The following is a 24,642-nucleotide window of genomic DNA, read 5'->3' as shown; positions in this document are numbered from 1 at the left end:
CTTAAGTCACGACCCGGTGAACGTCCTGCCCATGGAAACGCAGCCAGTTTTTGGCACGCGTCGCATCCTTGCAATGGGTGAGAACCAGCCGCCAGAACCTCGCACTGTGGTCAAGATGGCGAAGATGCGCCACTTCATGGGCTGCGACATAGTCGAGCACGTAATCGGGCGTGAGTATCAGCCGCCAGGAATACGACAGGTCACCCGCCGCCGAGCAGGAGCCCCAGCGGCTCCTTTGATCTCTAATGGTGATGCGGCGGAAACTCACGCCCATCAAGGCGGCGTAGCGGCGCGACGCCCGGGTCAGATCGGCCCGGGCCTCACTTTTGAGGAAGTCGAGAAGCCTGCGCGGCACATGGGGCAGTTCACCCGGCACATGAATCAAGCATCGCTCCGAATCCGCGGTGACCACGCCCCTGCGGCCCGCTGCATGATGTATCTCATGCTCCAATCCCCGTAGAGAAAGAACATGACCAGGCAAAAGGTGGATGAGCCCGCCACGCGCCTTCACACGGTCTTCGATCCAGTCCCGCGAGCGTTCGGTGAAGTCCAGCGCCCGGGCGCGGGAGACGCCGTTCGGAACTGTCACGAGCACGCCCGTTCCGGTGGCATTCAGCCTCAGGACAAGCCTCCGTGCCTTGCCATGGCGCCGGAATACCACATCCAGCACTTCATCACCCACCATCAGGCGTGAAGGCTCAAGCGGTCTTGGACCGACCGTTCGCTGAAGGCTTCTGAGCAGTCCGATCATCCGCGTTCTTATTCACGAACGCGACGATTCGCGGAACAATTTCTTTGCGGAACCGGGAGCCGTTGAAGACGCCATAGTGGCCAACACCGGGCTGCAGATAATGGAGTTTCTTATCCTTGGGAAGGTTTGAACACAGGTCCTGCGCAGCTTCCGTCTGGCCTACCCCCGAGATATCGTCGCGCTCGCCTTCAATCGTCATTAAGGCTGTGCTGGTGATCTTTGATGGATCGACAGCGTTGTTGCGATGGGTCAGCGTACCTTTCGGAAGGTCATGTTTGACAAAGACCTTCTCGACCGTTTCGAGATAGAATTCGGCGGTGAGATCCATGACGGACATATACTCATCATAGAAGTCGCGGTGCTTCTCGGCTGAATCCCCATCGCCATCAACCAGGTGCCAGAAAAGCTCTCTGTGGGCGTCAATGTGGCGGTCGAGGTTCATCGTCATGAAGCCGCCGAGTTGCAGGAAGCCCGGATAGACATCCCGCATGATGCCAGCGTGAGGGGCCGGCACCTTCATGATGACATTGTTACGGAACCAGTCGACGCCCTTTTCCTGAGCGAGCCGGTTCACGGCAGTAGGATTGCGACGCGTATCGATGGGACCGCCCATTAGGATCATTGTCTTGGGTGCGGAGGGGTCCTTGGCTGCATTCATCAGCGCCACCGCCGCCAGCACAGGTACGGAGGGCTGGCATACCGCCATGACGCTGGTGTTTGGCCCAAGGTGCTGCAGGAATTCTGTGACATAGTCGACATAGTCATCAAGATCGAAGCCGCCCTCAATCAGAGGCACGGCCCGCGCATCCACCCAATCCGTGATATAGGTGTCGTAATGCGGCAGCATGGACTCGACCGTACCACGCAGAAGGGTTGCGTAATGGCCTGACATTGGCGCCACGATGAGCAGCTTGTGCTGCGGCCGCTTCGGCTCCCACTGCTTGCGGAAGTTCAAGAGCCTGCAGAAGGGCTTTGCCAGCGCTACAGTCTCCTCGACCGGAATGAGGTCGTCGCCGACGATCGTGTCCACAATATTGAAGGGTGGCTTGCCGTAACGCCTTGTCGTGCGCTCGAACATTTCAAGCGAAGCCGCCCAGGAACGCCCGAGCTGCGTTTCGGCAAAGGGATTGGCGGGGCTTCGCCAGAAGTTGATTCCTGCATCGGCCGCTGCACGCCACGGTGCAAGAGCCGCGTGGTTCATTTCATAGAAATAATAAAGCACAACCGGTGAGCCCTCGTTAACACGTGACGGTAGCAAGTCGCCCCTCAGGGGGCAACCCGTGAGTTCCTGCGACTTTAGGGGGAAGCATTAAGCGTTTCCTTTAGTTCCTGGGCCAGTTTGGCGGCATCCGTCGTATAGGGCATGTGCTTCACGAAGCGGCCGTCGGGACCCATCAGATAGATGATGCTGGAATGGTCCATGATATAGTCTGAGCCCGCGGCACTGTTGCCCGCCTTGGCATAGTAGACCCGGTAAGCCTTGGCGATTGAGGCCACTTCGTCCGGCGTACCCGTAAGCCCGGTCAGGCGCGGTCCGAAGTTTTCAACATAGGGCTTCAGCACCTGGGGCGTATCCCGTTCCGGATCAATGGTGACGAACACCGGCTGAATTCTGTCAGCTTCGGGCCCGAGCTGGTCAAGCGCTGCCGTCATGACCTGTAGTTCCGTCGGGCAGACGTCAGGACAGAATGTGTAACCGAAGAACACGAGCATGTATTTGCCGAGAAAATCTTTCTCGGTCACCCGCCGGCCGTCCTGGTTCGTGAGGCTGAACGGCCCCCCCACCAGCGCCACCCCGGAAGACTGCGGCTGATGTCCTTGCCGTTCCAGCAGCGCATATCCTCCCAGCCCGAGGGCGATCAGCAGAACGGCGGCGGCAAAGATCAGAATCGACTGGCGCGGCATGGCGTTGTTCTTTCTTTCCAGCAGCACATACGACTAGACTGCCCAAATCTCAACAGAAAGGCCCACATGGCCCCATGTCGCAGGACTTCGTTATAGACACCAGACCCGCCGCGAGTATTGCCGAAATCGGCATGCTTCGCCTGAGAACGCTGGTCAGGCTTCGCTGGCTGGCAATCATCGGCCAGGCTGGCGCGGTTCTGGGCGTCCACCTGGTGCTGGGCTTCCCGCTGCCCTTGGGGTTCTGCCTTGCAGTCATCGCGCTCAGTGCATGGCTCAACATCTTTCTGACCATCCGTTGGCGGAAAAGCGTGCGCCTTCACGAAACCCACGCGGGCCTGTTGCTGGTCTATGATGTGTTGCAGCTTGGGGTTCTTCTGTTTCTGACGGGAGGCCTCGAAAACCCATTCTCATTCCTGTTCCTCGTGCCGGTCACCATCTCGGCAACCTCGCTTTCCATGCGCTGGACGCTGTGGTTGGGCCTTCTTGCCTTTGCCTGCGCCACATTCCTCGCATTCCGGCACCTGCCGCTGCCCTGGGTGCCGGGGGAGAAATTCGAGCTTCCGGATGTCTATATTGGCGGCATGTGGGCGGCGATCATCTGCGGCGTGGTGTTCTCCGCAATCTATGCCCGCCGAATTGCGGATGAAGCACGGCAGATGTCCACGGCCCTTTCGGCCACCGAGCTGGTGCTGGCGCGCGAACAACGGCTGTCAGCGCTGGATGGATTGGCTGCTGCTGCTGCACACGAGCTTGGAACGCCGCTTGCCACAATTGCGCTGGTTGCCAAGGAGCTGAAGCGTGAGCTGCCCACACAAGGTCCGCATACAGAGGATATCGACCTCCTCATCAGCCAGACGGCCAGGTGCCGTGAAATTCTCGCGCGGCTTTCAAGCCGCGAGGCGCAGACGGACGAGATGTACCAGCGCACCACCATCCTGGTCATGATCGAGGATCTCATTGCGCCGCTGAGAGGCTCCGATGCAGTGATCGCGGTCACAAGTTCGGCAGATCTGGATGACAAGTCGTTTGGCAGTGAACCAGTGTTCCGCCGTAATCCGGCAATCACCTATGGACTGGGCAATCTGCTCGAGAATGCTGTGGATTTTGCCGAAAGCCGGGTGGAGGTCGATGCCCGCTGGACGCCCCTTCAGGTTTCAATCACCGTCAGGGACGATGGCCCGGGCTTTCACGAGAACATTTTCGACCGGTTGGGTGATCCCTTCGTGACCACCAGGCCGGGCTATGGGGAAGACACGGGGGAAGCAGACCGGCACGAAGGCATGGGTCTCGGCTTCTTCATTGCGAAAACCTTGTTGGAGCGCTCCGGGGCCGCGGTTTCCCTCGCCAACCGGCCACATCCAGAGCATGGTGCTGTCGTTCACGTTGTGTGGCCCAGAAACCTCATTGATCTTGGCCGGGCATGATTGCGTAAGGGGATTGATTGAACCCGCACTGTTAAGCGGCTAGAGAGCCCCATCGGATCCTTGAAACTGCCAGTCAGTCAGGCCTGCATGACAAACATTGTTCTTCCAGCCGAAAAGACCCTGCTTCTCGTCGATGACGACAAGCCCTTTCTCACCAGGTTGGCGCGCGCCATGGAAGCGCGTGGTTTCGAGGTGCTGACGGCTGAATCGGTGGCTGAAGGTGTCGCTCACGTGAAGCGCGCGGCACCTTCCTTCGCGGTTGTCGATCTGCGCCTTGCGGATGGCAATGGCCTTGATGTGATCGAGGCCCTGCACCAGGCAAGGCCTGATGCCCGCGCAGTTGTCTTGACCGGATACGGCAACATTGCAACCGCGGTGACTGCTGTAAAGCTGGGTGCGATCGACTATCTCGCAAAGCCCGCAGATGCCGATGCCGTCTATGGTGCGCTGGTGGGGGACACGGATAGCCGTGCCGCCCTTCCTGACAACCCGATGTCGGCTGATCGTGTGCGCTGGGAACATATCCAGCGTGTCTATGAACTCTGCAGCCGCAACGTGTCAGAGACCGCACGCCGTCTCAACATGCACCGGCGCACCCTCCAACGCATCCTGGCCAAGCGCGCACCGAAATAACCCTAGAGCTGGCTTGCCAGCGGGTCATAGAGGCCGTGCAGACGCAAGGCAGCAGCGCGGGCGAAGGCGAGGGTCAATGCCTTGCGGCGCGTGGGATGAAGGCCGATGGCGTCCGTATGGCGCGCAATGTCCGCCCCCCAGGCATCGGCGATGATGAGACCCGCGGCAGCTGGCATGATATCGGGTTCCATGCTGGTCGGAATGGCAAAGAACAGCCTGTCGCAAAACGCCCGGTATTCCGGCCATTTCACGTCGGCACGGAAATCCTCCGGCGAAGACTTGATCTCCACAATCCAGATTTCCCCGCTGTCGGAGATCGCCATGATGTCGGCGCGGCGGCCGGAGGCCAGGGTAAATTCCGGCAGCACCGCAAAATTTGATGCCCTCAGCAGGCGCGATACGCCACGCTGGATCATCAGCGCCGTATCGGATTGCCGGCCGTCGGGTATGAGTTGCAGGCGCATGAATGCCTCTTGTCCGGATTGCCGCCCTCCTCCTAATCTCTGCCAGAAACGGCGCGCGCTGGTCAACGGCACATCAGGACAGCCATGATGAGACTTCTGCTGGAGATCAGCCGCTATATCGACGCCATCACGGCCTTCATCGGGCGGCAGGTCAGATGGTTGATCCTCGCCACCATTTTGATATCCGCGGCCAACGCCTTGATGCGGAAGGCATTTGACGTCAGCTCTAACGCCTGGCTGGAGCTGCAGTGGCTGCTCTTTGGTGCGGTCTTCATGCTATCGGCCGCCTATGCGCTGCAGAAGAATGCCCATGTCCGGATTGATGTGATGTCGAGCCGTCTTTCCAAGCACACGCGGGATGTGATCGACCTGTGCGGCCACCTGTTCATCCTTCTACCCTTCACGCTGATTGTTGTCTGGCTGTCCGCCCCCTTCTTTCTTGAGAGTTGGCGGGAAGGCGAGATATCCAGCAACGCTGGCGGACTTGCCGTTTGGCCCGGCAAGTTCCTGATTTTCGCGGGCATGTTTCTGCTGTTGTTGCAGGCGCTCTCCGAAATCGTCAAGCGCATTGCTGTGCTTCGCGGCGTGATCGCGGATCCTGAACCACAGCCTGTGCACGGTCATTCACCGTCCGATACCTCCGTGACAGGTGGGCATATCGAATGATCGACCTTCTGGCGCAGAACCTTGCACCGTTGATGTTCGTTGCACTCATCGCATTTCTGCTGCTCGGCTACCCAGTGGCTTTCGCCCTTGCAGCGAACGGGCTCCTATTCTTCGTCATCGCCGTGGAGCTCTCGCCCTATTCCAACGAGATATCACTCTCCTGGCCACTGCTGATGACCATGCCAGGCCGCATTCTCGATGTGATGCGCAATGACACGCTGCTCGCCATACCCTTCTTCACCTTCATGGGAATTGTCCTCGAAAAATCGGGAATGGCGGAGGACCTGCTGGATACGATTGGCCAGCTCTTCGGGCCGGTTCGTGGCGGTCTTGCCTTCGCCGTCGTACTCGTGGGCGCGCTGCTGGCGGCGACGACGGGTGTGGTCGCGGCCTCGGTCATGGCCATGGGTCTCATCTCGCTCCCCATCATGCTGCGCTATGGGTATGACAGGTCATTGGCCGCTGGAGTCATCGCAGCCTCTGGAACGCTGGCACAGATCATTCCACCTTCTCTCGTGCTCATCGTGCTGGCCGATCAGCTGGGGCGATCCGTGGGGGATCTCTACAGCGGTGCCCTCATTCCGGGTCTCCTGCTGACGGCGGTCTATTGCGCTTACATCGCCATATTGGCCATCGTGAAGCCGGCCAGCGTCCCTGCGCTGCCAATCGCGGCGCGCAGGCTGTCCGGAAGCCCACTTCCCCTTTTGGGGCTTGCCTTGGCAGCACTGGTCATCGCGGGGGGTTCGTATCTGGTTCTTGCAAGCTGGGTTGAAGAAGGGGCTGGCATTTGGGCCGCCACGCTTGCCGTCATCTTCGCCTATGGCTTCGCCGCCGCCGACGGACGCCTTGGAACGAACCTGCTGTCGGTGCTCGCACGTCAAGTGGTGTTCGTGCTGATTCCACCCCTCGCCCTGATCTTTCTCGTGCTCGGCACGATCTTCCTCGGCATTGCGACGCCAACAGAAGGGGGTGCCATGGGCGCTACCGGCGCGCTGGTGCTCGCCCTTGCGCGCCGCCGCTTCGGCGTTCGTCAGCTCAGCGATGCTCTGGAAGGAACTGCCCGGCTCTCCTGCTTTGTGATTTTCGTGCTCATCGGCAGCCGCATCTTCTCGCTCACATTTTATGGAATCAACGGGCACCTCTGGGTCGAGCATTTGTTCCTCGGGCTCCCCGGCGGTGCTGCGGGCTTCCTGGTCGCCGTCAATCTCCTCGTCTTCATCCTGGGCTGCTTCGTCGATTTCTTCGAAATCGCCTTCATTGTGGTTCCACTCCTGGCGCCGGTGGCGGCGAAACTTGGCATTGACCTCGTCTGGTTCGGAGTCATTCTTGGCATGAACCTGCAGACCAGCTTTCTGACCCCGCCCTTCGGCTTCGCACTGTTCTACATGCGCTCCGTGGCGCCTGCGGAACCCTTTCTGGACAAGGCATCGGGCCGCATGCTTGCGGGCGTGAGCACGGGGCAGATCTATCGCGGTGCCGTGTCGTTCATCCTTCTGCAGATCATCATGATCGGCATCGTGGTGGCGTTCCCGGCTCTCGCAATCCCCACGAAAGCACCCGAGGTCGATCCCGCAACGATCGACATTCAGATACCGGAATCTTCTCCCGGTGGCGGCGGAGAGACAGATGGCGTTCCCCCACCGCCGTCCTTCGACTAGCATCCCGGCTCAGAGCTGCTTCTTGCGCTGCTGTGCCATCATGAAATTGTCAAAGGTCGCTTCCGAAACCTGCTGCCAGAGAAACGCATCGGCGCGGAAGGCGGCCATGGACTCATATATCGTCTTGAAGTTGGCGTTTTTGGCACTGATCTCGGCATAGCTTTCATTGGCCGCCGCGAAGCACGCAGTCATCACGTCCTGCGGGAAGGGCCTCAGAATCGCGCCAGCTGCCACCAGCCGCTTGAGGGCGCCCGGATTTCTCTGATCATATTCCGCCAGCATGGTGACGTTCGCATTGGCGCAGCCAGCCTTGAGGATGGCCTGATAGGGCTTGGGGAGCTCATTCCATTTGTCGAGGTTCACCATGTGATGGAGCATGGCGCCGCCTTCCCACCAGCCGGGATAGTAGTAATACTTGGCAACCTTGTAGAGGCCAAGCTTTTCATCATCTGCAGGCCCGACGAATTCGGTCGCGTCAATCGTTCCCTTCTCAAGTGCTGGATAGACATCCGCACCCGCCAACTGCTGCGGAACTACGCCGAGCTTCGAGATCACCGCACCGCCAAAACCGGCAATGCGGAACTTCAGCCCTTTGAGATCCTCAACCGAATTGATTTCCTTGCGGAACCAGCCCCCCATCTGCGCGCCGGTGTTGCCGGCGGGAAAGGCAATCAGATTGTGCGCTGCGTAGAACGCATTCATCAGATCCAGGGCACCGCCAAAATACATCCAGGCATTCTGCTGGCGGGCGTTGAGCCCGAAGGGCACGGCAGTGCCGAAGGCAAAGGTGGGGTCCTTGCCCCAGTAGTAGTAGCTTGCTGTCTGGCACATCTCGATCGACCCCTTGCCCACCTCATTGGCGGCCTCGAGGGCCGGGGCAATTTCGCCGGCGGGGAAGATCTGGATCTGGAAATTTCCGTCCGTCGCTTCTGAGACGAATTGGCTGAACCGCTCCGCACTGCCCCACAGAGTTTCGAGCGTTTTCGGGAAACTGGAGGTCATCCGCCATTTGATTTGCGGCTGGCTCTGCGCAATCGCCGGTGCCGCAAGGGCAGGGGTTGCGGCAGCGGCATATCCGGCCTTCCGGATAAAGTTGCGGCGATCCATGAATAACCTCCGGGGTCTGGCATGTTGGGAAAGAAGAGCGGTCAGCCTAATTCCATCCTATTGTTGCATGATAAGGCAAGAATCGGAACCCGCAACGCCCGCCGGCGCGAGGGACAACTGGTAATAATATGGCGGAGTGGGAGGATAGATATGCGGCGCATGCGGATAGAACGGGATTCGATCGGCGAAGTAGAAATTCCGGCCGATGCCGATTATGGCATTCAGACAGCGCGCGCCGTGGAGAATTTTGCGATCACCGGGATCACGCTGGCCCATTTCCCGGAACTCATCGAATCCCTCGCCATGGTGAAGAAGGCGGCAGCCCTCGCCAATCGTGATTTCGGCCGTCTCACGCCAGAAATTTCCTCCGCCATCATCTCAGCCTGTGATCTCGTCATCGCCGGGGATGAGCACCATGATTTCGTGGTCGACATGCTGCAGGGAGGTGCCGGCACTTCCACCAACATGAACGCCAATGAGGTTATCGCCAACATCGCCCTCAAGCTTCTGGGAAAGCCCCGCGGCGACTATTCCATTGTCAATCCGAACGATCATGTGAACCTGTCGCAATCCACCAATGATGTCTATCCGACAGCCGTACGGCTCACCGTGCTGCGAGCCTGCCCGGAACTGATCGAGGAGCAACGGCTGCTTGTGCAGGCTTTCATGGCCAAGGCCGTGGAATTCGACGATGTCATCAAGGTCGGCCGCACCCAGTTGATGGATGCTGTGCCAATGAGGCTTGGCTCGGAATTCCGGGCTTTCGCAGTGACCGTGGGTGAAGACATCGAGCGTCTGAAGGAATTTGCCGGATTGCTGCGGGAGGTCAATCTCGGCGGCACGGCCATCGGCACCGGCATCAACACGCCTGAGGGTTACTCCGAACGGGTCATCCGCAATCTGGCGGAGATCTCCGGCATACCGCTGGTTCCTGCGGCGGATCTGATCGAGGCCACGTCGGATCTCGGAGCTTTCGTCACATTCTCGAGCGTCCTGAAGCGCATTGCCGTGAAACTTTCCAAAATATGCAATGATCTGCGCCTGCTCAATTCGGGCCCGCGCGCAGGCCTTGGTGAAATCAAGCTTCCACCGGTTCAGGCTGGCTCATCCATCATGCCTGGCAAGGTTAATCCGGTCATTCCCGAAGTGGTGAACCAGATCGCCTATCAGGTGATCGGCAATGATCTCACGGTCACGCTCGCAGCCGAAGCCGGCCAGTTGCAGCTCAACGCCATGGAACCGGTTATCGTCCTCAATATCCTCCAGTCCATGCGCATGCTGCTCCGCGGTATGGCGGTGCTGCGCGAGAAATGCATTGTCGGCATCGAGGCAGATCGTGAGCGCTGCGCAGAGCTCCTCGAAGGCTCGCTCGTTACCGTCACGGCGCTTAACCCCTTCATTGGTTATGACGCGGCAAGCCGCGTGGCCAAGGAAGCGCTGAAATCGCGCCGCAGCATCCGTGACGTCGTCCTCGCACAGGGTTTGATGACGGAGGAGCAACTCCAGCAAGCCTTCTCCACCGCCAATCTGCTCGGTCAGCGCTAAAGGCCCCAGCGCAGCGCAGAGGTGTGCACCGGCGCGTCCCAGCCACGGGCCAATTCGTCATCCAGCATTGTCACGGTGATGGAGCAACCAGCCATGTCAAGCGAGGTGACGTAGCTTCCAACAAGCGAGCGCACAGGCCGGATGCCGTGTTTGGCGAGCTGCGTCTGCGCTGCATGATACATGAGATAGAGCTCCATCGCCGGCGTTCCGCCAAAACCATTGACGAACAGCAGGGCATCCCCTGTCTGCCCAAGGTCTCCGGCAATGGCCGCAACCATCTCCTCGGCGATCTCGTCGGCGGATTTGAGGGCCACGCGGCGGCGGCCTGGCTCGCCATGGATGCCAACCCCCATTTCCATCTCATCTGGACCAATGTCGAAAGTAGGCTTTCCGGCCGCGGGAACGGTGCAACTGGTCAGCGCCACGCCCATGGATCGCGTAGAGCGGTTCACCCTGTCGCCCAGCGCCTTCAATGTCTTGAGGTCAGCACCAAGCTCAGCTGCTGCGCCCACGATTTTTTCGACCACGAGTGTTCCCGCAACGCCGCGCCGGCCGGTCGTGTAGAGCGAATTTTCCACCGCCACATCATCGTCCGTGATGACGGTTTCGATGTCGCGCCCGCTCATCTCGCGCGCCATCTCGAAATTCATGAGATCGCCTTCGTAATTCTTGACGATGAAGAGAACGCCCGCACCAGTATCGACAGCATCTGCGGCAGCGATCATCTGGTCAGGTGTTGGTGATGTGAAGACCTGGCCGGCGCACGCCGCATCGAGCATGCCATGGCCCACGAATCCCGCATGCAGCGGCTCATGGCCGGAGCCGCCGCCTGAAAGCAGCGCCACCTTGCCGGGCTTCAGAACCTTGCGTGCAATGAACTTGTGTTCTGCGCCAAGTGTAACAATATTGGCATGTGCCGCGGCAAATCCGTCAAGACTTTCGGTCAGTACATTCGCAACTTCATTGATGAGCTTTTTCATCACCATTTTTCCTTCTCGCTGCTGTCCTCGATCAGCCCTGCAATGTCCCGCACGAAGGCGCTGACCAGCCCGTGCAGCTTTCGGTTTCGCTCTGCATCGCCCAGATCCGGAAGGCGCGCCGGAATGCTCACGCGCGTACCTTGCGCGGCCAGGATTTTCTTGGGATGTGCCACTGCATAAAGACTGAGAAACTCCTTCCGTTCTGCGGGGGAGAAGTGGCAGACGTCGAAGATTGCCGCAAGGTGGCTCGCAGGAATGGGCGTTGCATAGGCTGGATTGGTGAACTGGCTGACGAAACTACGGTTCTTCGCCAGCGCCGCCGCGAGCCGCTGACGTGTGCCCGAAGGCCGCTTCTCAATGATTGCGGAGAGCATTCGCTTATAGGTAGCCACTGCTTGCTGGCGTGTTTTCTCGGCGTCCCCGGGCGCTGCCAATGGTCAAAGCTCCGAAATCGCCGCCTTGACGCGGGCGAGGCGGGCGGGCGCTACCGAGAGAGAGGTTAGTCCAGCGGCCAGCAATGAAGGAAGATGGCGGGGCTCGCTTGCCATGTCTCCACAAAGGCTGACGGGAATCTGTTCCGCAGCTCCGAATCGCGCCACCTCAGCAATCAACCGCAATACGGCAGGGTGGCCCGGATCATTGAGCGCCGCCACTCGGGGGTCGTCGCGTGAAGACGCAGTCACATATTGGGTCAAGTCATTCGAGCCGATGGAAAAGAACTCCGCCGCCCGGAAGAGCTCGGGCACCACGGCCACGGCCGGAACCTCGACCATGATGCCAAGTGGCGGACGCTTGCACGGAATGTTCTCACGCTCCAGTTCCCGGATGCAATCCTCGAGAAGCTCCGCACTGCGTGAAAGCTCGCCGGGAATCGTGACCATCGGCAACATCACCTTCAGAGACCCATGAACGCAGGCACGGGCAAGCGCGCGCAACTGTGTGCGGAACACGTCCTCCCGGGCCAGGGTCAACCGCACGCCACGCAAGCCCAGAAATGGGTTCGCTTCGCCTTCAGGCGTTAGGCCGCGCACCGGCTTGTCTCCCCCGATGTCGAGCGTGCGGATGGTGACAGGCTTTCCCGCAGCCCATTCCACAAAGCGGCGATAGGCAAGATACTGTGCCTCTTCGCCGGGCAGGGGAGCGCCATCGCGAAACAGGAATTCGGACCGCATGAGGCCGATGCCGTCACAATCGGCTGGGTTTATGTGGTCCAGTTCTTCGACGCCCGCCACATTGATCAGAACATCGATGCGCATGCCGTTCTTCTGAAGCGCCGGCAGCCGCCGGAAGCGATCTTCTGCGGCGCGTGTGCTGGTCTGAGCCTCCAACGCCCTGCTGAACTGGTCGGCTTCTGCTTGATCGGGATCTGCCACCACCAGGCCCGCGCCGCCATCCACCGCCGCGATTTGGGTTTCTGCCAGTTCACACCCACCTAGTCCGACGACCATGGGAATGCCGCGCGCGCGCGCCAGCATCGCGACATGGCTGGTCGTGCTGCCACGATAAAGTGCGATCGCGCCGCCATGGCTCCAGTCGGTCTCGAGAAAGACGGTGGGCGCGATATCATCCCCCACCAGTACGGCACCGTCTCCCTGCGCTGCTTCTTCAGCCTTTGTGAGACGGCGCAACACCCGGTCGCGCATGTCGCGGAGGTCAGCCGCGCGGGCGCGGAAATACTCGTCCTGCGCGGTTTCATAGCCTGCGATCTCACCGTTGAGTGCCGCTGACCAGGCAGCATCGGCAGGCGTGCCCGCCGCAATGCTTTCGAAGGCGGCAACGGTCAGCGCGTCATCCTCCAGCATGGCAAGCTGGAACGCGAGAATATCCTGGGACTCGCCATCGACTGTTTCCATCAGCCGCGTGAGATCGCCCGCGGCCTGCTGAATGGCCTCCGTAAGGGCATCGCGTTCCGTGGCGGGGTCGCCGGAACTCTGGCGGCTGTAGCTTTGGCCGGCGAGCCGCCGCACGGGGCCGATAAAGAGCCCGTCAGAAGCGCAGGTGCCATGATATTTATTGCCCATCGCCCGCTTCATCGAAATCGCGCTGCACGAGGCCAGTCACCGCAGCCACCGCAGCCTCGCAATCCGCACCACTGGCACGCACGTGCAGCGTGGTGTTCTGCCGGGCCTTCAGCGCCATCACCTTCACAATGCTCTTGGCGTCAATCCAGGGGCCCTCCGCCGAGGAGGAAATCTCGATTGTCGAGACGAAGCCCTTTGCAAGCTTGGTGAGCTTCACCGAGGGCCGCGCATGCAGCCCCACATCATGAGTGATTTCGACTGATGCCGATGCCGTCTCGCTCATTGCGGGGAAAGCTCCTCTGCCGTTCGCTTCACCTCAGCCAGCGTTCCGCCGCCCGAGGCTTCGGTTGCGGCCATCACTGCGCCTTCGACAACGGGGGCGTTGCAGATCACGATTTTACCCTGGCGTTCCTCGGGCAGCATCTCGATGGCCATTTCGCTGTTGGTCTCGGCCCCACCCAGATCCACGAGAATGGCCACGCCATCCTCGGACCAGGCCGCATCGATGGCGGCGAGGATTTTTTCCACGCTTGTGCCAAGCCCGCCGTCGGGGTTTCCCCCGCAGAAGCCCAGCGGCACGTCATCACCCACCATCTGGCGCACCATGTCGGCAGCGCCCTTTGCCACGTCGGGCGAATGTGAAACGATCACGATCCCGACGGTCATGTGCCTTGCTCCAGCACGTCGCAGATCGCCGCAATCATGATCTCGCTGGAGCGGGCCCCGGGGTCCATGTGGCCAATGGAGCGCTCGCCCAGGAAGGAGGCCCGCCCGCGTGCCGCCTTCAACGGAACGGTGGCCTGTGCGCACTCAGCCGCAAGGGCGCGCGTGCTGGCGAGACTCGCCTGGCCTGAAGCAAGGTGGTTCGCCACGGGGCTCAGCACATCGAGCATGGTCTTGTTGCCGATCTCCGCTTTGCCGCGCGCCTTTAGGGCCAGCACCGCAGCCTGCAGCGCGCGCCCGGCATCCGCAACCGTTGGCTCTGCGGGCAGCTCCTTGCCGAGTGTCATGAACAGCGTGCCGTAGAGCGGACCGGAGGCGCCGCCCACCTTCATCACCAGCGTCATGCCGATCGCCTTCAAGGCCTCACCCGGGGGCTTTGCCAGTATGTTGCTGCGCTCCGCCTGCACGGCTTCGAAGCCGCGCTTCATGTTGAGGCCGTGGTCAGCATCGCCAATGGCTGAATCCAGAGCGGTCAGCTCATCCGAAGCGGCGATGATGCGCTCCGAGACGGTATCCAGCAGTGGCTCGAGGGGGAATGCCATCGCGCGTCGTCCTGTGTTTAGTGATTTTGTTTACTGAACATGATTTCGCTAAACACGCAAGATAGCAGCTTCGCAGTTGCGAAGAGGGCGGCCTCGGCAGGCTCCTCACCTCAAGCGCGAAATCCGCTATGATGTTCGCACATTGATTCTCTGTGGACCGGTGGAATGAGACGAGCCCTTGGCGTCATCGCGATGCTTCTTGCCTTTGCAACCCCTGTGTCGGCGGGCGCCCTGAGCGATGCTTACTATGCCTATCGCCATCAGCTCTATGGGCAGGCAGTCGCAATCCTGCGGCCGCTGGCAGAGCAGGGGGACCCCTACGCTCAATTCAATCTCGGCGCCCTCTATGATGATGGCCTGGGTGTACCGCGTAATTTCACCCTCGCCCTGCTGTGGTACCGGAAGGCCGGCTCTCAGGGCCTCGCTGACGCACAATATATGGCGGGCCGCTTTTATGGCAATGGCCGCGGCCGGAAGCAGGACCCAGCCGCCGCCCTCTTCTGGTTCGAACTCGCAAGTGCAGGGGGACATCCGCTGGCACCCGCGTTGCGGGATCAGCACTGGAACCAGCTGGGCAGGACAGCGCGGGAACAGGTGGCCAACGAAGCCGTGAAGTGGCAGTCCGAACACCCGCACCAGTTCACCTGCAAATGGCAGAAGTGCATCTATCCCAGATGGACCGCGAGGCCTGGGTGGACCATACTGAACCGGGACGATTTTCTGCCCTCCGGGTCGCCCTGACGGCGCTCAAGGCAGCGGGGCGTCCGCTGTCAATCCATCAGGGCCGAAGTGGCGGGGGTAAAGCGCTGCGATGCAGACCCACACTGTTTTCAGCGCTTCCGCGCGATCATAGGGGTTTGCCAGTGTCACCAGGTCGAGCCATGTTCCCTCGATGGTGACCCGGATGAGCCGGGCCACCCGCCCAGCATCATGCCTATAACCGCATTCGGCATTCATGCGCTGGCAGATGTTTTCGAGAGAGCGAATGTAGTGTGCGTCGATTGAGCTGCAACGCGCATGGTAAAGAGGCCGGCTTTGACTCTCCCCCCAGAAGGCACACCACGCGGCCAATCGGTCTGGCCGGCAAACCTCCGGTGTGAAATCCATGGTCACGAGGGCTGCCAACTGCTGTTGCGGCTTCCCACCCGCTGCCTCCAGTGCGGAGGTCCAGTGCTGGCGGTATTCCTCTGAAAGATAGTCCAGCGTCTCCGTCAGTAGGCCTTCCTTGCTCCGGAAATGGAACAGCACCAGTCCGTGAGAAAGTCCGGCCCGCCGGGCAACTTCGGTAAGCGTCGTGCGCGAAAAACCACGCTCCGCCAGGGATCCAATCGTTGCCTCTATCAGCTGCGCCTTCCGCACGTCACGGTCGAGCGTGCGGGGCGGCCGGATGGAAGAGGAGCTATGTGGGCGGTCCATGGGGTGGGCCTCATCACCTTGTTTTCCCGATCGTATCAGCCCGAACTGCCCTCCGCAAGAAACTGATTGACAATTCAGTCAGTCAAATGGCAGCCTTTGAGGTGGAGGAACGAAGCCGTGACCACTGATCTTGTCATCGCCGCAGCTGCTGCGCGCGGTCTGCTTTCGGGGAGGGTTTGATGGGTCACGAGCGCCATCCCATGTCGCCCCGGCTCACGCACTGTCCCCAGGGCCTCCCGCGCGAGGCCTATTTCGATACCGGTTGGTTTGAGCGGGAGATGAAGACCATCTTCGCGCGCCAGTGGGTCATGGCGGGGCGTCATGCGGACTTCACCCCGGGCACCATGCGCCGTGTCAGCGTCGGGCCGGCACCTGTTATTGTGGCGCGCGCGGCGGACGGCACCGTTGCGGCCTATCACAACTCCTGCTCCCACCGGGGCTCCGAACTTTGCCGCGCAGAGCAGGAGCCGCTGGGCAAGCTCATCCGCTGCCCCTACCATGCCTTCGCCTTTTCCGCCGCAGATGGTTCCCTTGTTGCCACGGGCCATGCCGTGCCCACACCTGATTTCAACCGCGCGGCCCATGGGTTGAAGCCAGTCGCCAGCCGCATCTGGAATGGATTCCTGATGCTCAATCTTGCGCCGGATCCGGCGGATATCTTCGCTGACGTCGGCCTCTCCACCCTGGCCAACTGGCCGATGGAAAGCCTCGTCACCGGCCACCGCTGGGAAACCGAGATCGCCTGCAACTGGAAGGCCTTCTGGGAGAATTTCTCGGAGTGCCTTCACTGCCCCGGCATTCACCCCGAGCTTTGCGACATGGTGCCCCTTTACGGCAAGGGACTCATGGGTCCGTCGGAAGCCCTGGGCTGGACACCGGAAGAACCCAATGCCCCGCCACTTCGCGCTGGCGCCAAAAGCTGGACGATGAACGGCGAGATTTGCGGACCCGTCTTTCCGGGCCTCAGCGAAGCAGAGCGGCTGGCGGGCTATAGCTTCGTGACGCTGTGGCCTTCGGCCTATGTTGTGGCGCATGTCGACTACGTGCGTTCGGTGCGCATCATTCCGCTGTCGCCGGAGCGGACGATGCTTTCCGCACAGTGGCATTTTTCTGCCGAAACACTGGCGCAGCCGGGCTTCGATCCTGCTCAGGTCGCAGCTTTCGCGAAGATCGTCATGGAACAGGATGGCGAGGCATCGGAAATGAATCAGCGGGGCATGCGGTCTCCGGCTTTCACCAGAGCGCGCCTGATGCCTGAGGAATATGAGATCCACCGCTTTCATCAATGGATCCTGAACGAGATGGAGATGCGGCAATGACCGAACTTCCCTACCCCACCCTTGCAATTCCGAATGACTGGGACCGGTCCGGCCTTCCGGCCTGGACCTACCACTCCAAGGCGCTGTTCGAACTGGAGCGCCAGAAACTCTTTCTCACCCATTGGCAGCTCGCCGGCCATGAATGCGACATTCCCGCCGCTGGCGACTGGCTGAGCTTCGATCTCCTGGGCGAGCGCGCCGTGGTCATGCGCGGAAATGACGGCGTGGTGCGTGCCTTCCACAATCTCTGCCGCCACCGCGGCGCGCGCGTGGTCGATGGGGACAAGGGCCACTGCCGCGGCGCCATTGTCTGTCCGTTCCACGGTTGGGTCTATAATCTTGATGGGTCGCTGCGGGGTGCCGCGCGGCCGTCTAGCTTCGGCGATCTGAAGCGCGAAGATTTCGGCCTGAAGCCGATCGAAATGGAACTCTTCCACGGCTTCATCTTCCTGCGCTTCTCGCCCGGGCCGCAGCCCGCCATCTCCGAGTTGCTCTCGCCCTTCGAAGCTGACTTTTCAGCCTATGGTGTGAAGACGCTTCTGCCCGTCGAAATGCCGGGTTGGTCCACCGATCTGCCCGTCAACTGGAAGTCGGTGCGAGACGTGGACAATGAGGGCTATCACGTCGCCCTTGCTCATCCGGGGCTGCAGGAACTCTATGGCCGCACCTACCGGGACATGCATCTCGCGAATGGATTGTCGATCTCGATCGGCTGGTACGGCGACGCGCCGGCACGTGGCTGGTCGGTGAAGAACTATCTCAAGATCTCGCCGCCCCGCCCCGATCTCCCCGCACACCTCCAGAAAGCCTGGACCTATTATGGGGTGTTCCCTAACGCCGTTTTCGCTATCACGCCGGAAGGCGCCCAATTCTATCAGGATATTCCACTCTCGACCGGACTGACGCGGCTCACCGGGCGGCTCTACCGCTGGCCGAACGAAAGCCGCCAGACGCGGCTTGCACGCTATCTTGCCTACCGCATAGACCGCGCCACCTCCGCAGAAGACCGGCAGCTCTCGATCTGGTCAAATGAGTCGATGAAATCGGACGCCTTCGAAGGTTTCCATTTGTCAGATCTCGAATACGGCCTGCGCCGCCATCATGACGGGCTGCGCCGTGTGCTCCCCATCATGACCTTAAGTCACCCTCCGGGAGAGGAAGGTTTGGCCAGTGTGAATGAAGATTTGTCTTGCCAGCCTATGGCCGCACCGTAGGCTGAATAAAAATAAGCCGATGTCCAGGGAGCCGAAACATGACACTCAATCGCCGCCAGGCCCTCACAGCAATGGGCGCTGCCGCTGCCTTCGCCATGCCCTCCATACGCCCTTCGCGGGCGGCCGGCGGCACGCTCAATATCTACAATTGGTCCGATTACATCGGTGAAAACACCATCAAGGACTTCGAAGCCGAAACGGGCGTGAAGGTTGTCTATGATCTCTATGCCAGTGCCGAGGAAATGCAGGCCAAGATGCTGGCGGGCTCCACCGGCTATGATGTGGTCATCCAATCGAGCGTGACACTGCCGCAGATGCTGAAGGCCGGCGTCTACCAGAAGCTCGACAAATCGAAACTCTCGGGCTGGGCCAATCTCGATGATGAGATCGTCAAGATCCTCGACGGCGTTGATCCTGGCAATCAATATGGTGTTCCCTATATGTGGGGTTCGGTCGGCTTCACCTATAATATGGACGCGGTGAAGAAGGCCCTTCCCGGTGTTGACTTGAACAGCCTCGATGCTGTCTTCGATCCGGAGAACGCCAAGAAGCTGGGCGCATGCGGGCTTTCGATCCTGGATAGCCCCACCGACATTGGCTACATGGTGCTGAAATATCTCGGCATCAACCCGGATACGGCGGGGCCCGAGGACTACAAGAAGATGGCGGATGCCTTCGCGAAGATCCGCCCCTCGATCACCACTTTCGACAGCGCCAATTATCTCACGACCTTGCCCAACAATGAGGTCTGCGCCGCCAACACCTGGTCGGGTGATTACAACGTTGCGAAATCAAGGGCCGCCGAAGCCGGCATCAAGATCGACCTTCAATATTTCGTTCCCAAGACGGGAGCTCCCGCCTGGTTTGATCTGTGGTGCATTCCTGCGGATGCGAAAAATGTCGATAATGCCTATCTCTTCCTGAATTTCATGCTGCGTCCCGAGGTGGTCGCGGCCTGCACCAACACCACCGGCTATGCCAATGCCAACAAGGCCGCAACGGCCTTGGTCGACCCCGCAACCGCCGCCGATCCCGCCGTTTATCCTGACGCCGAAACCCGCTCGCGCCTGTTCACGCCCAAACCCCAGACGCCCGAGCAGGAAGAGGCGCTCACCCGTATCTGGACTGAGATCAAGACGGGCGGCTGATCCATGTCCGCGCTGGAGGAACCCTTCCTCAGGATTGACAAGGTCTCGAAACTCTTCGGCCCCTTCCAGGCAGTGAAGGATGTGTCGCTCTCCGTTGCCAAGGGCGAGATCTTTTCACTTCTCGGCGGCTCGGGCTGCGGCAAGACAACGCTTCTCCGAATGCTCGCCGGCTTCGAGGAGCCGAGCGCCGGCAAGATCTTCCTCGATGGGCGTGACATGACGGGCGTTCCGCCATGGAGCAGGCCCGTCCACATGATGTTTCAGTCCTATGCGTTGTTCCCGCATATGAGCGTGGAAAAGAACATTGCCTATGGGCTGAAGCACGAGCAGATGACGGCGGCAGAAAGAGCAGACCGCGTTCGCGAGATGCTGGAACTCGTGCAGCTCGCGCCCTTCGCCACACGCAAGCCGCACCAGATTTCGGGCGGCCAGCGCCAGCGCGTGGCACTAGCACGCGCGCTCGCCCGGCAACCGAAGCTTCTGCTGCTGGACGAGCCGCTGGCCGCACTGGATAAAAAGCTGCGCGAACGCACGCAGTTCGAGTTGATGGCCATCCAGGCCCGCACCGGCGTCACCTTCATCGTCGTAACGCATGACCAGGAAGAGGCGATGACCCTCTCAGACCGCATTGCGGTGATGGACAAGGGTGAGGTCCGGCAGATCGGCAGTCCGAACGAGATCTATGAATTCCCGAACAGCCGTTTCGTTGCGGGCTTCATCGGCTCGGTCACCTCCTTCGAAGCGAAGGTGGTTGAGCGCACAGCCCCGCATCTGCGCCTGTCTGTTCCTGCCTTGGGGGGTGACGTTCTGGCGCGGGACGTGCCGGGCCTCGCGGAAGGGCAGGAGGCGACATTGGCACTCCGCCCCGAGAAGCTTCACATCACGCGCGAGCGTCCGGACAGCGCCAATGTCTTCTCCGGAACCGTGAAGGATCTCGCTTATTTCGGCAAGGACAGCCTGTACCGCATCGCGCTCTCATCGGGCGCACTGCTGCAAGCCCATGCCGTGAACAGCCGCCGCGGCGATGAAGGAATGCGCGTTGCGGATTGGGACGACAAGGTGTGGATCTCGTTTGATCCCGCCTCGGCAATCGTGCTGGCGGAATAGCGCCATGATCGCGAAACGCCTGTCCGGGTGGTTCGACCGCAAGGGCTGGTCAGATACGCTGATCGGCGCGCCCTACATCTGGCTTCTCCTGTTTTTCCTCCTGCCCTTCCTCATCGTCATCGCGATGAGCCTTGCCACCAAAACCTCAACCGCGCCCCCCATTTCCTTTGGCGGCGAATATCCGCTGGTCAGCTGGGATGGCTATGTCCGCGCCTTGACCGATGGTCTCTATCTCCGCGCGCTGCTGACGTCTCTGGCGATTGCCGCAATCGCCACGCTTTTCTGCCTGCTCATCGGCTATCCGATGGCACTCGGCCTCACGCGCGTTTCGAAGAGCTGGCGCACCATTCTCCTGATGTTGGTGATTCTCCCCTTCTGGACCTCGTTCCTCCTGCGTGTCTATGCCTGGATGGGCCTCATGGGCAGGTCGAGCTGGTTCAACGGACTTCTGACGGATCTGTGGAATCTGCTCACGCCCGGCAATTGGGCCGTCAGCTTCATTCCCATGATGCACACGAATTTCGCCGTCGTGCTGGTCATGGTCTACACCTACCTGCCATTCATGATCCTGCCCCTCTATGCGAGTCTCGAACGGCTGGACCCGACATTGGATGAGGCAGCGCTCGATCTAGGCTCAAAACCCTACCAGGTGTTTCTCGACGTGACATTGCCGCAGAGCATCCCCGGCATCATTGCGGGCGGCATGCTGGTGTTCATTCCGGCAGCAGGTGAGCTCGTCATTCCCACCCTCGTGGGAGATGCCGCAAGCCCGATGATCGGCCGGGTCATCGCGGATCAGTTCTCCTATGCGCGCGATTGGCCGATGGCGTCCTCGATTGCGGTGGTGCTGCTTGTCCTGATGGTGGTACCCGCCATGTTCTACAGCCACTTCCAGGCCAAGGCGGAGGGCAGCAAGTGAACCGGCGCCCCGTCTTCCTCATCTCGGTCTTGTGTTTCGGCTTTGCGTTCTTCTACATCCCGATCCTGTCAATGATCGTCTATTCCTTCAACGTCTCGCGTCTGGCGAGCGTATGGGGCGGGTTTTCGACCAAGTGGTACGTATCGCTCTTCTCCAACAAGCAGGTGATCGATGCGCTGGTCCTTTCGCTTGAAATCGCCCTCGTGTCCTCGACCATCGCAACCATCCTCGGCACCATGGCGGGCATTGCGCTTGCCCGCTTTCCGCGCTTTCGCGGGCGGCTGATCATGTCCGGCCTGGTCACGGCCCCACTCATCATGCCGGAGGTGATCACCGGCATCTCGTCTCTCATGTTCTTCATTCTCATGGCGGAATGGATCGGCTGGCCTGCCCAGCGCGGCTTCACCACGGTGACACTCGCCCACATCACTTTTTCCATGGTCTTCGTCACCACCATCGTGCAGGCCCGCATGGTGCAGTCGGACCGCGCCATCGAGGAGGCCGCGATGGACCTCGGTTCGAAGCCCTGGGAGGTGATGCGTGACATCACCATACCCGTCATCTTTCCGGCCATTCTCGCGGGCTGGCTCCTGGCCTTCACCATCTCGCTGGATGATGTCGTCATCACCTCCTTCACGACGGGCCCCGGCAGCACCACGCTCCCGCTCCTCATCTGGTCCAAGGTGAAACTCGGCGTGACACCGGATATCAATGCGCTGGCAACCCTCATGGTCACTGCGGTCGCAATCGGCGTGGTCATCGCCGGCATCGTGATGAACCGTGCCGAGAAGCGCCGGCAGCTTGATGAACAGATGGCATTCCGCGCCAATGGATAATGCGCGCCGCCTCCTCCACACGCCCGTAGGCCTGCCGGGCTCGGGCCGCATCCGCTATGGCGCGGCCATGGCGCTTTTCGCTGAAGGGGTGATCAGCGAAGCCCAGCTTGATGCCTATCGCGAAGCCTCCGCCTATGATGGCCGTGATCCGGCGGTTCTGCTGAGGGACCGCCGTCTCGTTTCCATTCCCGCCGCACCGCTTTCTCCGCAGGAGTCGCTCGCAGGGCTGTTTGATGCTGCCTCTGATTATGTGACCGCGCTCTCACATCCGGGCGCCGCAGAAGTTCGCGCGGGGCTTTCCCGCAGAACCGGCAACGCCGGTGCCATTGCGCCCAAGCCGCACCCGGTGGTGGAGCGCTGGCTGGAGCCTGCACTGCAGGTGCTGGAAATAAGTAACCCGCAGCTTGCGCACAGCATCTGTGCAGCCGCCCCTCACCTCGCCTGGGCCAGCTATGATCGCTACCCGCGGTCCGGAATCGGCGAAGCCTTCGCGGACGGCCATGCTTATGCGCCGATCATGGGGGAGGGTGCTGCAATCGGCGCACGGGATTTTGAGCTGGGCCTCTTCCTCATTGCACCGAATACTCTCTACCGGGACCACCGGCACGCCGCGCCGGAGCTCTATGCGCCGCTCACGGGTCCTCATGGCTGGCGCTTCGGTCCCGGCCGCCCTGTCATCTGGAAGCCGGCGCATGAGCCCGTCTGGAACCCCTCGCAGCGCCCGCATCTGACGAAAACCGGCGGCGTTCCGTTCCTCTGCTTCTATGTCTGGACGGCGGACGTGCACCAGCCCGCCGAAATTCTTCCCGCCGATGACTGGGCCGCTCTCGAGGCCTGAGCGCCCTCAAGTGTTCTATGTCTTGCAACTCTCACGCGAATGAGCGTAGAAGTAACTGAGGGTTGCAGAAATATCTGGTTTGACTGCAAGCCCGCACACTCCTCGTTGATGCCGGGCGTTGCATGCTCTCACCTCCCAATCTTTCCATTGTCGTTCCCTGCTACAATGAAGCCGAAGTGCTCCCCGAGACGATCCGTCAGCTGGAGCGACTTCTGGAGCAGCTCGCCGGTCAGCAGCGCATCTCATCCGAGAGCCGGATTTTCCTGGTGGATGACGGTAGCGGTGACGCAACCTGGTCCCTGATTGCGGGGGCGGTTGAGGCAGGCCGCCCCGTGGTGGGCGTGAAGCTCTCGCGCAACCGCGGCCACCAGATCGCCCTCATCGCCGGCCTTGAGGCGGCCGATGGCGATGTCGTGGTATCAATCGATGCCGATCTCCAGGATGACTTGGCTGCAGTTGGTCTGATGCTCGCGAAATTCGTGGACGGGGCAGACATCGTCTATGGCGTCCGACGCAAGCGAGAGGCGGACTCGCTTTTCAAACGAAGCTCTGCACGCGCCTTCTACCGCCTTATGAGAATGCTGGGAACAGAGACAGTGCCGGATCATGCCGACTTCCGTCTCATGAGCCGCCGCGCCGTCGATGCATTGTCTGAATTCAGGGAGGTCAATCTCTATCTGCGCGGCATGATCCCGATGCTGGGGTTCCCCTCCGAGACAGTGCTCTATGACCGCCGTGAGCGTCTTGCCGGCGTCACCAAATATCCCTTGCGGCGCATGCTGGCCCTTGCCATCGATGCCATCACGTCCTTCTCCGTCCTGCCGCTCCGGTTGATCAGCGGCTTAGGGTTGTTGGTATCCCTGACCACCACCGTTCTGGGAATCTGGACATTGCTCAACGCGCTCATCCATCCGGCACCCGTTCCGGGATGGGCGTCCACTGTGTTGCCGATCTATTTTCTGGGCGGAATCCAGCTGGTCGGTATCGGCATTATCGGTGAATATGTGGGCAAGCTCTATCTCGAGGCCAAGAACCGCCCACGCTACTTCATCGAACGGATCGACCGGCAAAAACGAAATACTTTTGAACCACGAATGAAATCACAACAACGATGACAAGCGCCACTCCGCCTGCGAGATAAGCATTGCCGCCGGCCACTGGCAGGATCAGTGTGATCAGCGCCACGTTCAGAAGCCAAAGCAACAGCCACATCATCACAAAGGCCGGAAACCGCCGCGCCTCAAGCCTCCTGAACACAAACCCGCCCTGCGTGAGAAAGCTGACAAGCACTCCTCCAATCATGGCCATGAAATTCGCGACAGGATAAGCCATCCCCAGGCTCAGGCAGGCGGCATAGATCCCATAGCTCAAAGCCGTATTCACCAGGCCTGCAATGAGAAACCGCCTCACCTCTCCCGTGAGCACG

At 60.6% G+C, this 24,642-nt stretch carries 27 protein-coding genes; 14 read left to right on the top strand and 13 right to left on the bottom strand.

Annotated elements, in window-relative coordinates; genetic code table 11:
* Position 1: 1 nt before the first annotated feature.
* The 3 genes from ACO06F_RS11835 to ACO06F_RS11825 form a co-directional block, all read right to left on the bottom strand.
* Positions 2–685 (bottom strand): M48 family metallopeptidase, encoded by a 684-nt coding sequence (locus tag ACO06F_RS11835; RefSeq protein WP_421692960.1) that lies wholly within the window; start codon positions 683–685, stop codon positions 2–4.
* 13 nt (positions 686–698) lie between these two features.
* Entirely contained in the window at positions 699–1,952 is a 1,254-nt protein-coding gene (locus tag ACO06F_RS11830; protein WP_421696667.1) for a polyhydroxyalkanoate depolymerase, read from the bottom strand.
* A gap of 95 nt (positions 1,953–2,047) precedes the next feature.
* On the bottom strand, positions 2,048–2,656 hold the full coding sequence (locus ACO06F_RS11825) for an SCO family protein (RefSeq protein ID WP_421692959.1): 609 nt from the start codon (positions 2,654–2,656) through the stop codon (positions 2,048–2,050).
* A gap of 131 nt (positions 2,657–2,787) precedes the next feature.
* Between ACO06F_RS11825 and ACO06F_RS11820 the strand changes: the two genes are divergently transcribed.
* On the top strand, positions 2,788–4,080 hold the full coding sequence (locus tag ACO06F_RS11820) for an ActS/PrrB/RegB family redox-sensitive histidine kinase (RefSeq protein WP_421692958.1): 1,293 nt from the start codon (positions 2,788–2,790) through the stop codon (positions 4,078–4,080).
* 87 nt (positions 4,081–4,167) lie between these two features.
* Positions 4,168–4,713, top strand: a complete 546-nt coding sequence (locus tag ACO06F_RS11815) for an ActR/PrrA/RegA family redox response regulator transcription factor (protein ID WP_421692957.1) — start codon at positions 4,168–4,170, stop codon at positions 4,711–4,713.
* A gap of 2 nt (positions 4,714–4,715) precedes the next feature.
* On the opposite strand, the gene ACO06F_RS11810 is transcribed toward ACO06F_RS11815, so the two are convergent.
* Positions 4,716–5,177 (bottom strand): MmcB family DNA repair protein, encoded by a 462-nt coding sequence (locus ACO06F_RS11810; protein WP_421692956.1) that lies wholly within the window; start codon positions 5,175–5,177, stop codon positions 4,716–4,718.
* A 159-nt stretch (positions 5,178–5,336) separates the two neighbouring features.
* On the opposite strand from ACO06F_RS11810, the gene ACO06F_RS11805 reads away from it, so the two are divergent.
* Both ACO06F_RS11805 and ACO06F_RS11800 read left to right on the top strand, forming a co-directional pair.
* Entirely contained in the window at positions 5,337–5,843 is a 507-nt protein-coding gene (locus ACO06F_RS11805; RefSeq protein WP_421692955.1) for a TRAP transporter small permease subunit, read from the top strand.
* A complete protein-coding gene (locus ACO06F_RS11800) occupies positions 5,840–7,501 on the top strand; it encodes a TRAP transporter large permease (protein ID WP_421692954.1) in 1,662 nt (553 codons plus the stop codon). The genes ACO06F_RS11805 and ACO06F_RS11800 overlap by 4 nt, the downstream gene beginning before the upstream one ends.
* 9 nt (positions 7,502–7,510) lie before the next feature.
* Here the strand turns inward: ACO06F_RS11800 and ACO06F_RS11795 are convergent, their stop codons facing one another.
* On the bottom strand, positions 7,511–8,608 hold the full coding sequence (locus ACO06F_RS11795; protein WP_421692953.1) for a TRAP transporter substrate-binding protein: 1,098 nt from the start codon (positions 8,606–8,608) through the stop codon (positions 7,511–7,513).
* Between the two features lie 159 nt (positions 8,609–8,767).
* On the opposite strand from ACO06F_RS11795, the gene ACO06F_RS11790 reads away from it, so the two are divergent.
* Positions 8,768–10,153 carry an aspartate ammonia-lyase gene (locus tag ACO06F_RS11790; RefSeq protein WP_421692952.1) on the top strand — a complete coding sequence of 462 codons (1,386 nt, stop codon included), beginning with the start codon at positions 8,768–8,770 and terminating at the stop codon, positions 10,151–10,153.
* On the opposite strand, the gene dhaK is transcribed toward ACO06F_RS11790, so the two are convergent.
* From dhaK to dhaL, 6 genes are all read right to left on the bottom strand, one after another.
* Entirely contained in the window at positions 10,150–11,133 is a 984-nt protein-coding gene (gene dhaK, locus ACO06F_RS11785) for a dihydroxyacetone kinase subunit DhaK (protein WP_421692951.1), read from the bottom strand. The genes ACO06F_RS11790 and dhaK overlap by 4 nt on opposite strands.
* A complete protein-coding gene (locus tag ACO06F_RS11780) occupies positions 11,133–11,507 on the bottom strand; it encodes a hypothetical protein (protein ID WP_421692950.1) in 375 nt (124 codons plus the stop codon). Before ACO06F_RS11780 ends, dhaK begins: the two co-directional genes overlap by 1 nt.
* Before the next feature lie 63 nt (positions 11,508–11,570).
* Entirely contained in the window at positions 11,571–13,154 is a 1,584-nt protein-coding gene (gene ptsP, locus ACO06F_RS11775; protein WP_421692949.1) for a phosphoenolpyruvate--protein phosphotransferase, read from the bottom strand.
* Positions 13,144–13,437, bottom strand: a complete 294-nt coding sequence (locus tag ACO06F_RS11770; RefSeq protein ID WP_421692948.1) for an HPr family phosphocarrier protein — start codon at positions 13,435–13,437, stop codon at positions 13,144–13,146. Before ACO06F_RS11770 ends, ptsP begins: the two co-directional genes overlap by 11 nt.
* Positions 13,434–13,820 carry a dihydroxyacetone kinase phosphoryl donor subunit DhaM gene (dhaM, locus tag ACO06F_RS11765; protein ID WP_421692947.1) on the bottom strand — a complete coding sequence of 129 codons (387 nt, stop codon included), beginning with the start codon at positions 13,818–13,820 and terminating at the stop codon, positions 13,434–13,436. The genes ACO06F_RS11770 and dhaM overlap by 4 nt, the downstream gene beginning before the upstream one ends.
* The gene (gene dhaL / locus ACO06F_RS11760; protein ID WP_421692946.1) at positions 13,817–14,419 is read right to left on the bottom strand and encodes a dihydroxyacetone kinase subunit DhaL; all 603 of its coding nucleotides are present in this window, start codon (positions 14,417–14,419) and stop codon (positions 13,817–13,819) included. Before dhaL ends, dhaM begins: the two co-directional genes overlap by 4 nt.
* Before the next feature lie 165 nt (positions 14,420–14,584).
* Here dhaL and ACO06F_RS11755 point away from each other — a divergent pair, with 165 nt between their 5' ends.
* Positions 14,585–15,160, top strand: a complete 576-nt coding sequence (locus tag ACO06F_RS11755) for a tetratricopeptide repeat protein (protein ID WP_421692945.1) — start codon at positions 14,585–14,587, stop codon at positions 15,158–15,160.
* Between the two features lie 6 nt (positions 15,161–15,166).
* Here ACO06F_RS11755 and ACO06F_RS11750 read toward each other — a convergent pair whose 3' ends face one another.
* Entirely contained in the window at positions 15,167–15,835 is a 669-nt protein-coding gene (locus ACO06F_RS11750; RefSeq protein WP_421692944.1) for a TetR family transcriptional regulator, read from the bottom strand.
* 179 nt (positions 15,836–16,014) lie between these two features.
* Between ACO06F_RS11750 and ACO06F_RS11745 the strand changes: the two genes are divergently transcribed.
* The 8 genes from ACO06F_RS11745 to ACO06F_RS11710 all read left to right on the top strand — a co-directional run bounded on the left by ACO06F_RS11745 (position 16,015) and on the right by ACO06F_RS11710 (position 24,331).
* Positions 16,015–17,154, top strand: coding sequence for an aromatic ring-hydroxylating oxygenase subunit alpha (locus tag ACO06F_RS11745; protein ID WP_421692943.1), 1,140 nt, complete (start codon positions 16,015–16,017; stop codon positions 17,152–17,154).
* A complete protein-coding gene (locus tag ACO06F_RS11740; protein ID WP_421692942.1) occupies positions 17,151–18,368 on the top strand; it encodes an aromatic ring-hydroxylating oxygenase subunit alpha in 1,218 nt (405 codons plus the stop codon). The genes ACO06F_RS11745 and ACO06F_RS11740 overlap by 4 nt, the downstream gene beginning before the upstream one ends.
* A gap of 38 nt (positions 18,369–18,406) precedes the next feature.
* The gene (locus ACO06F_RS11735; RefSeq protein ID WP_421692941.1) at positions 18,407–19,516 is read left to right on the top strand and encodes a polyamine ABC transporter substrate-binding protein; all 1,110 of its coding nucleotides are present in this window, start codon (positions 18,407–18,409) and stop codon (positions 19,514–19,516) included.
* Positions 19,517–19,519: 3 nt separating this feature from the next.
* A complete protein-coding gene (locus tag ACO06F_RS11730) occupies positions 19,520–20,623 on the top strand; it encodes an ABC transporter ATP-binding protein (protein ID WP_421692940.1) in 1,104 nt (367 codons plus the stop codon).
* Positions 20,624–20,627: 4 nt separating this feature from the next.
* Positions 20,628–21,542 (top strand): ABC transporter permease, encoded by a 915-nt coding sequence (locus ACO06F_RS11725; protein ID WP_421692939.1) that lies wholly within the window; start codon positions 20,628–20,630, stop codon positions 21,540–21,542.
* Complete coding sequence (locus ACO06F_RS11720; protein WP_421692938.1) at positions 21,539–22,378, top strand: ABC transporter permease subunit; 840 nt, start codon at positions 21,539–21,541, stop codon at positions 22,376–22,378. The genes ACO06F_RS11725 and ACO06F_RS11720 overlap by 4 nt, the downstream gene beginning before the upstream one ends.
* Entirely contained in the window at positions 22,371–23,216 is an 846-nt protein-coding gene (locus ACO06F_RS11715; protein ID WP_421692937.1) for a dimethylsulfonioproprionate lyase family protein, read from the top strand. Before ACO06F_RS11720 ends, ACO06F_RS11715 begins: the two co-directional genes overlap by 8 nt.
* Before the next feature lie 122 nt (positions 23,217–23,338).
* The gene (locus ACO06F_RS11710) at positions 23,339–24,331 is read left to right on the top strand and encodes a glycosyltransferase family 2 protein (protein WP_421692936.1); all 993 of its coding nucleotides are present in this window, start codon (positions 23,339–23,341) and stop codon (positions 24,329–24,331) included.
* Here the strand turns inward: ACO06F_RS11710 and ACO06F_RS11705 are convergent.
* Entirely contained in the window at positions 24,264–24,626 is a 363-nt protein-coding gene (locus ACO06F_RS11705) for a GtrA family protein (RefSeq protein ID WP_421692935.1), read from the bottom strand. The two genes, ACO06F_RS11710 and ACO06F_RS11705, sit on opposite strands and share 68 nt — an antisense overlap.
* Between the last annotated feature and the right edge of the window lie 16 nt (positions 24,627–24,642).

Source organism: Aestuariivirga sp. (assembly GCF_965227715.1).
Taxonomy (GTDB): Bacteria; Pseudomonadota; Alphaproteobacteria; order Rhizobiales; family Aestuariivirgaceae; genus Aestuariivirga.
This window is presented reverse-complemented; position numbering and strand designations above follow the sequence as displayed.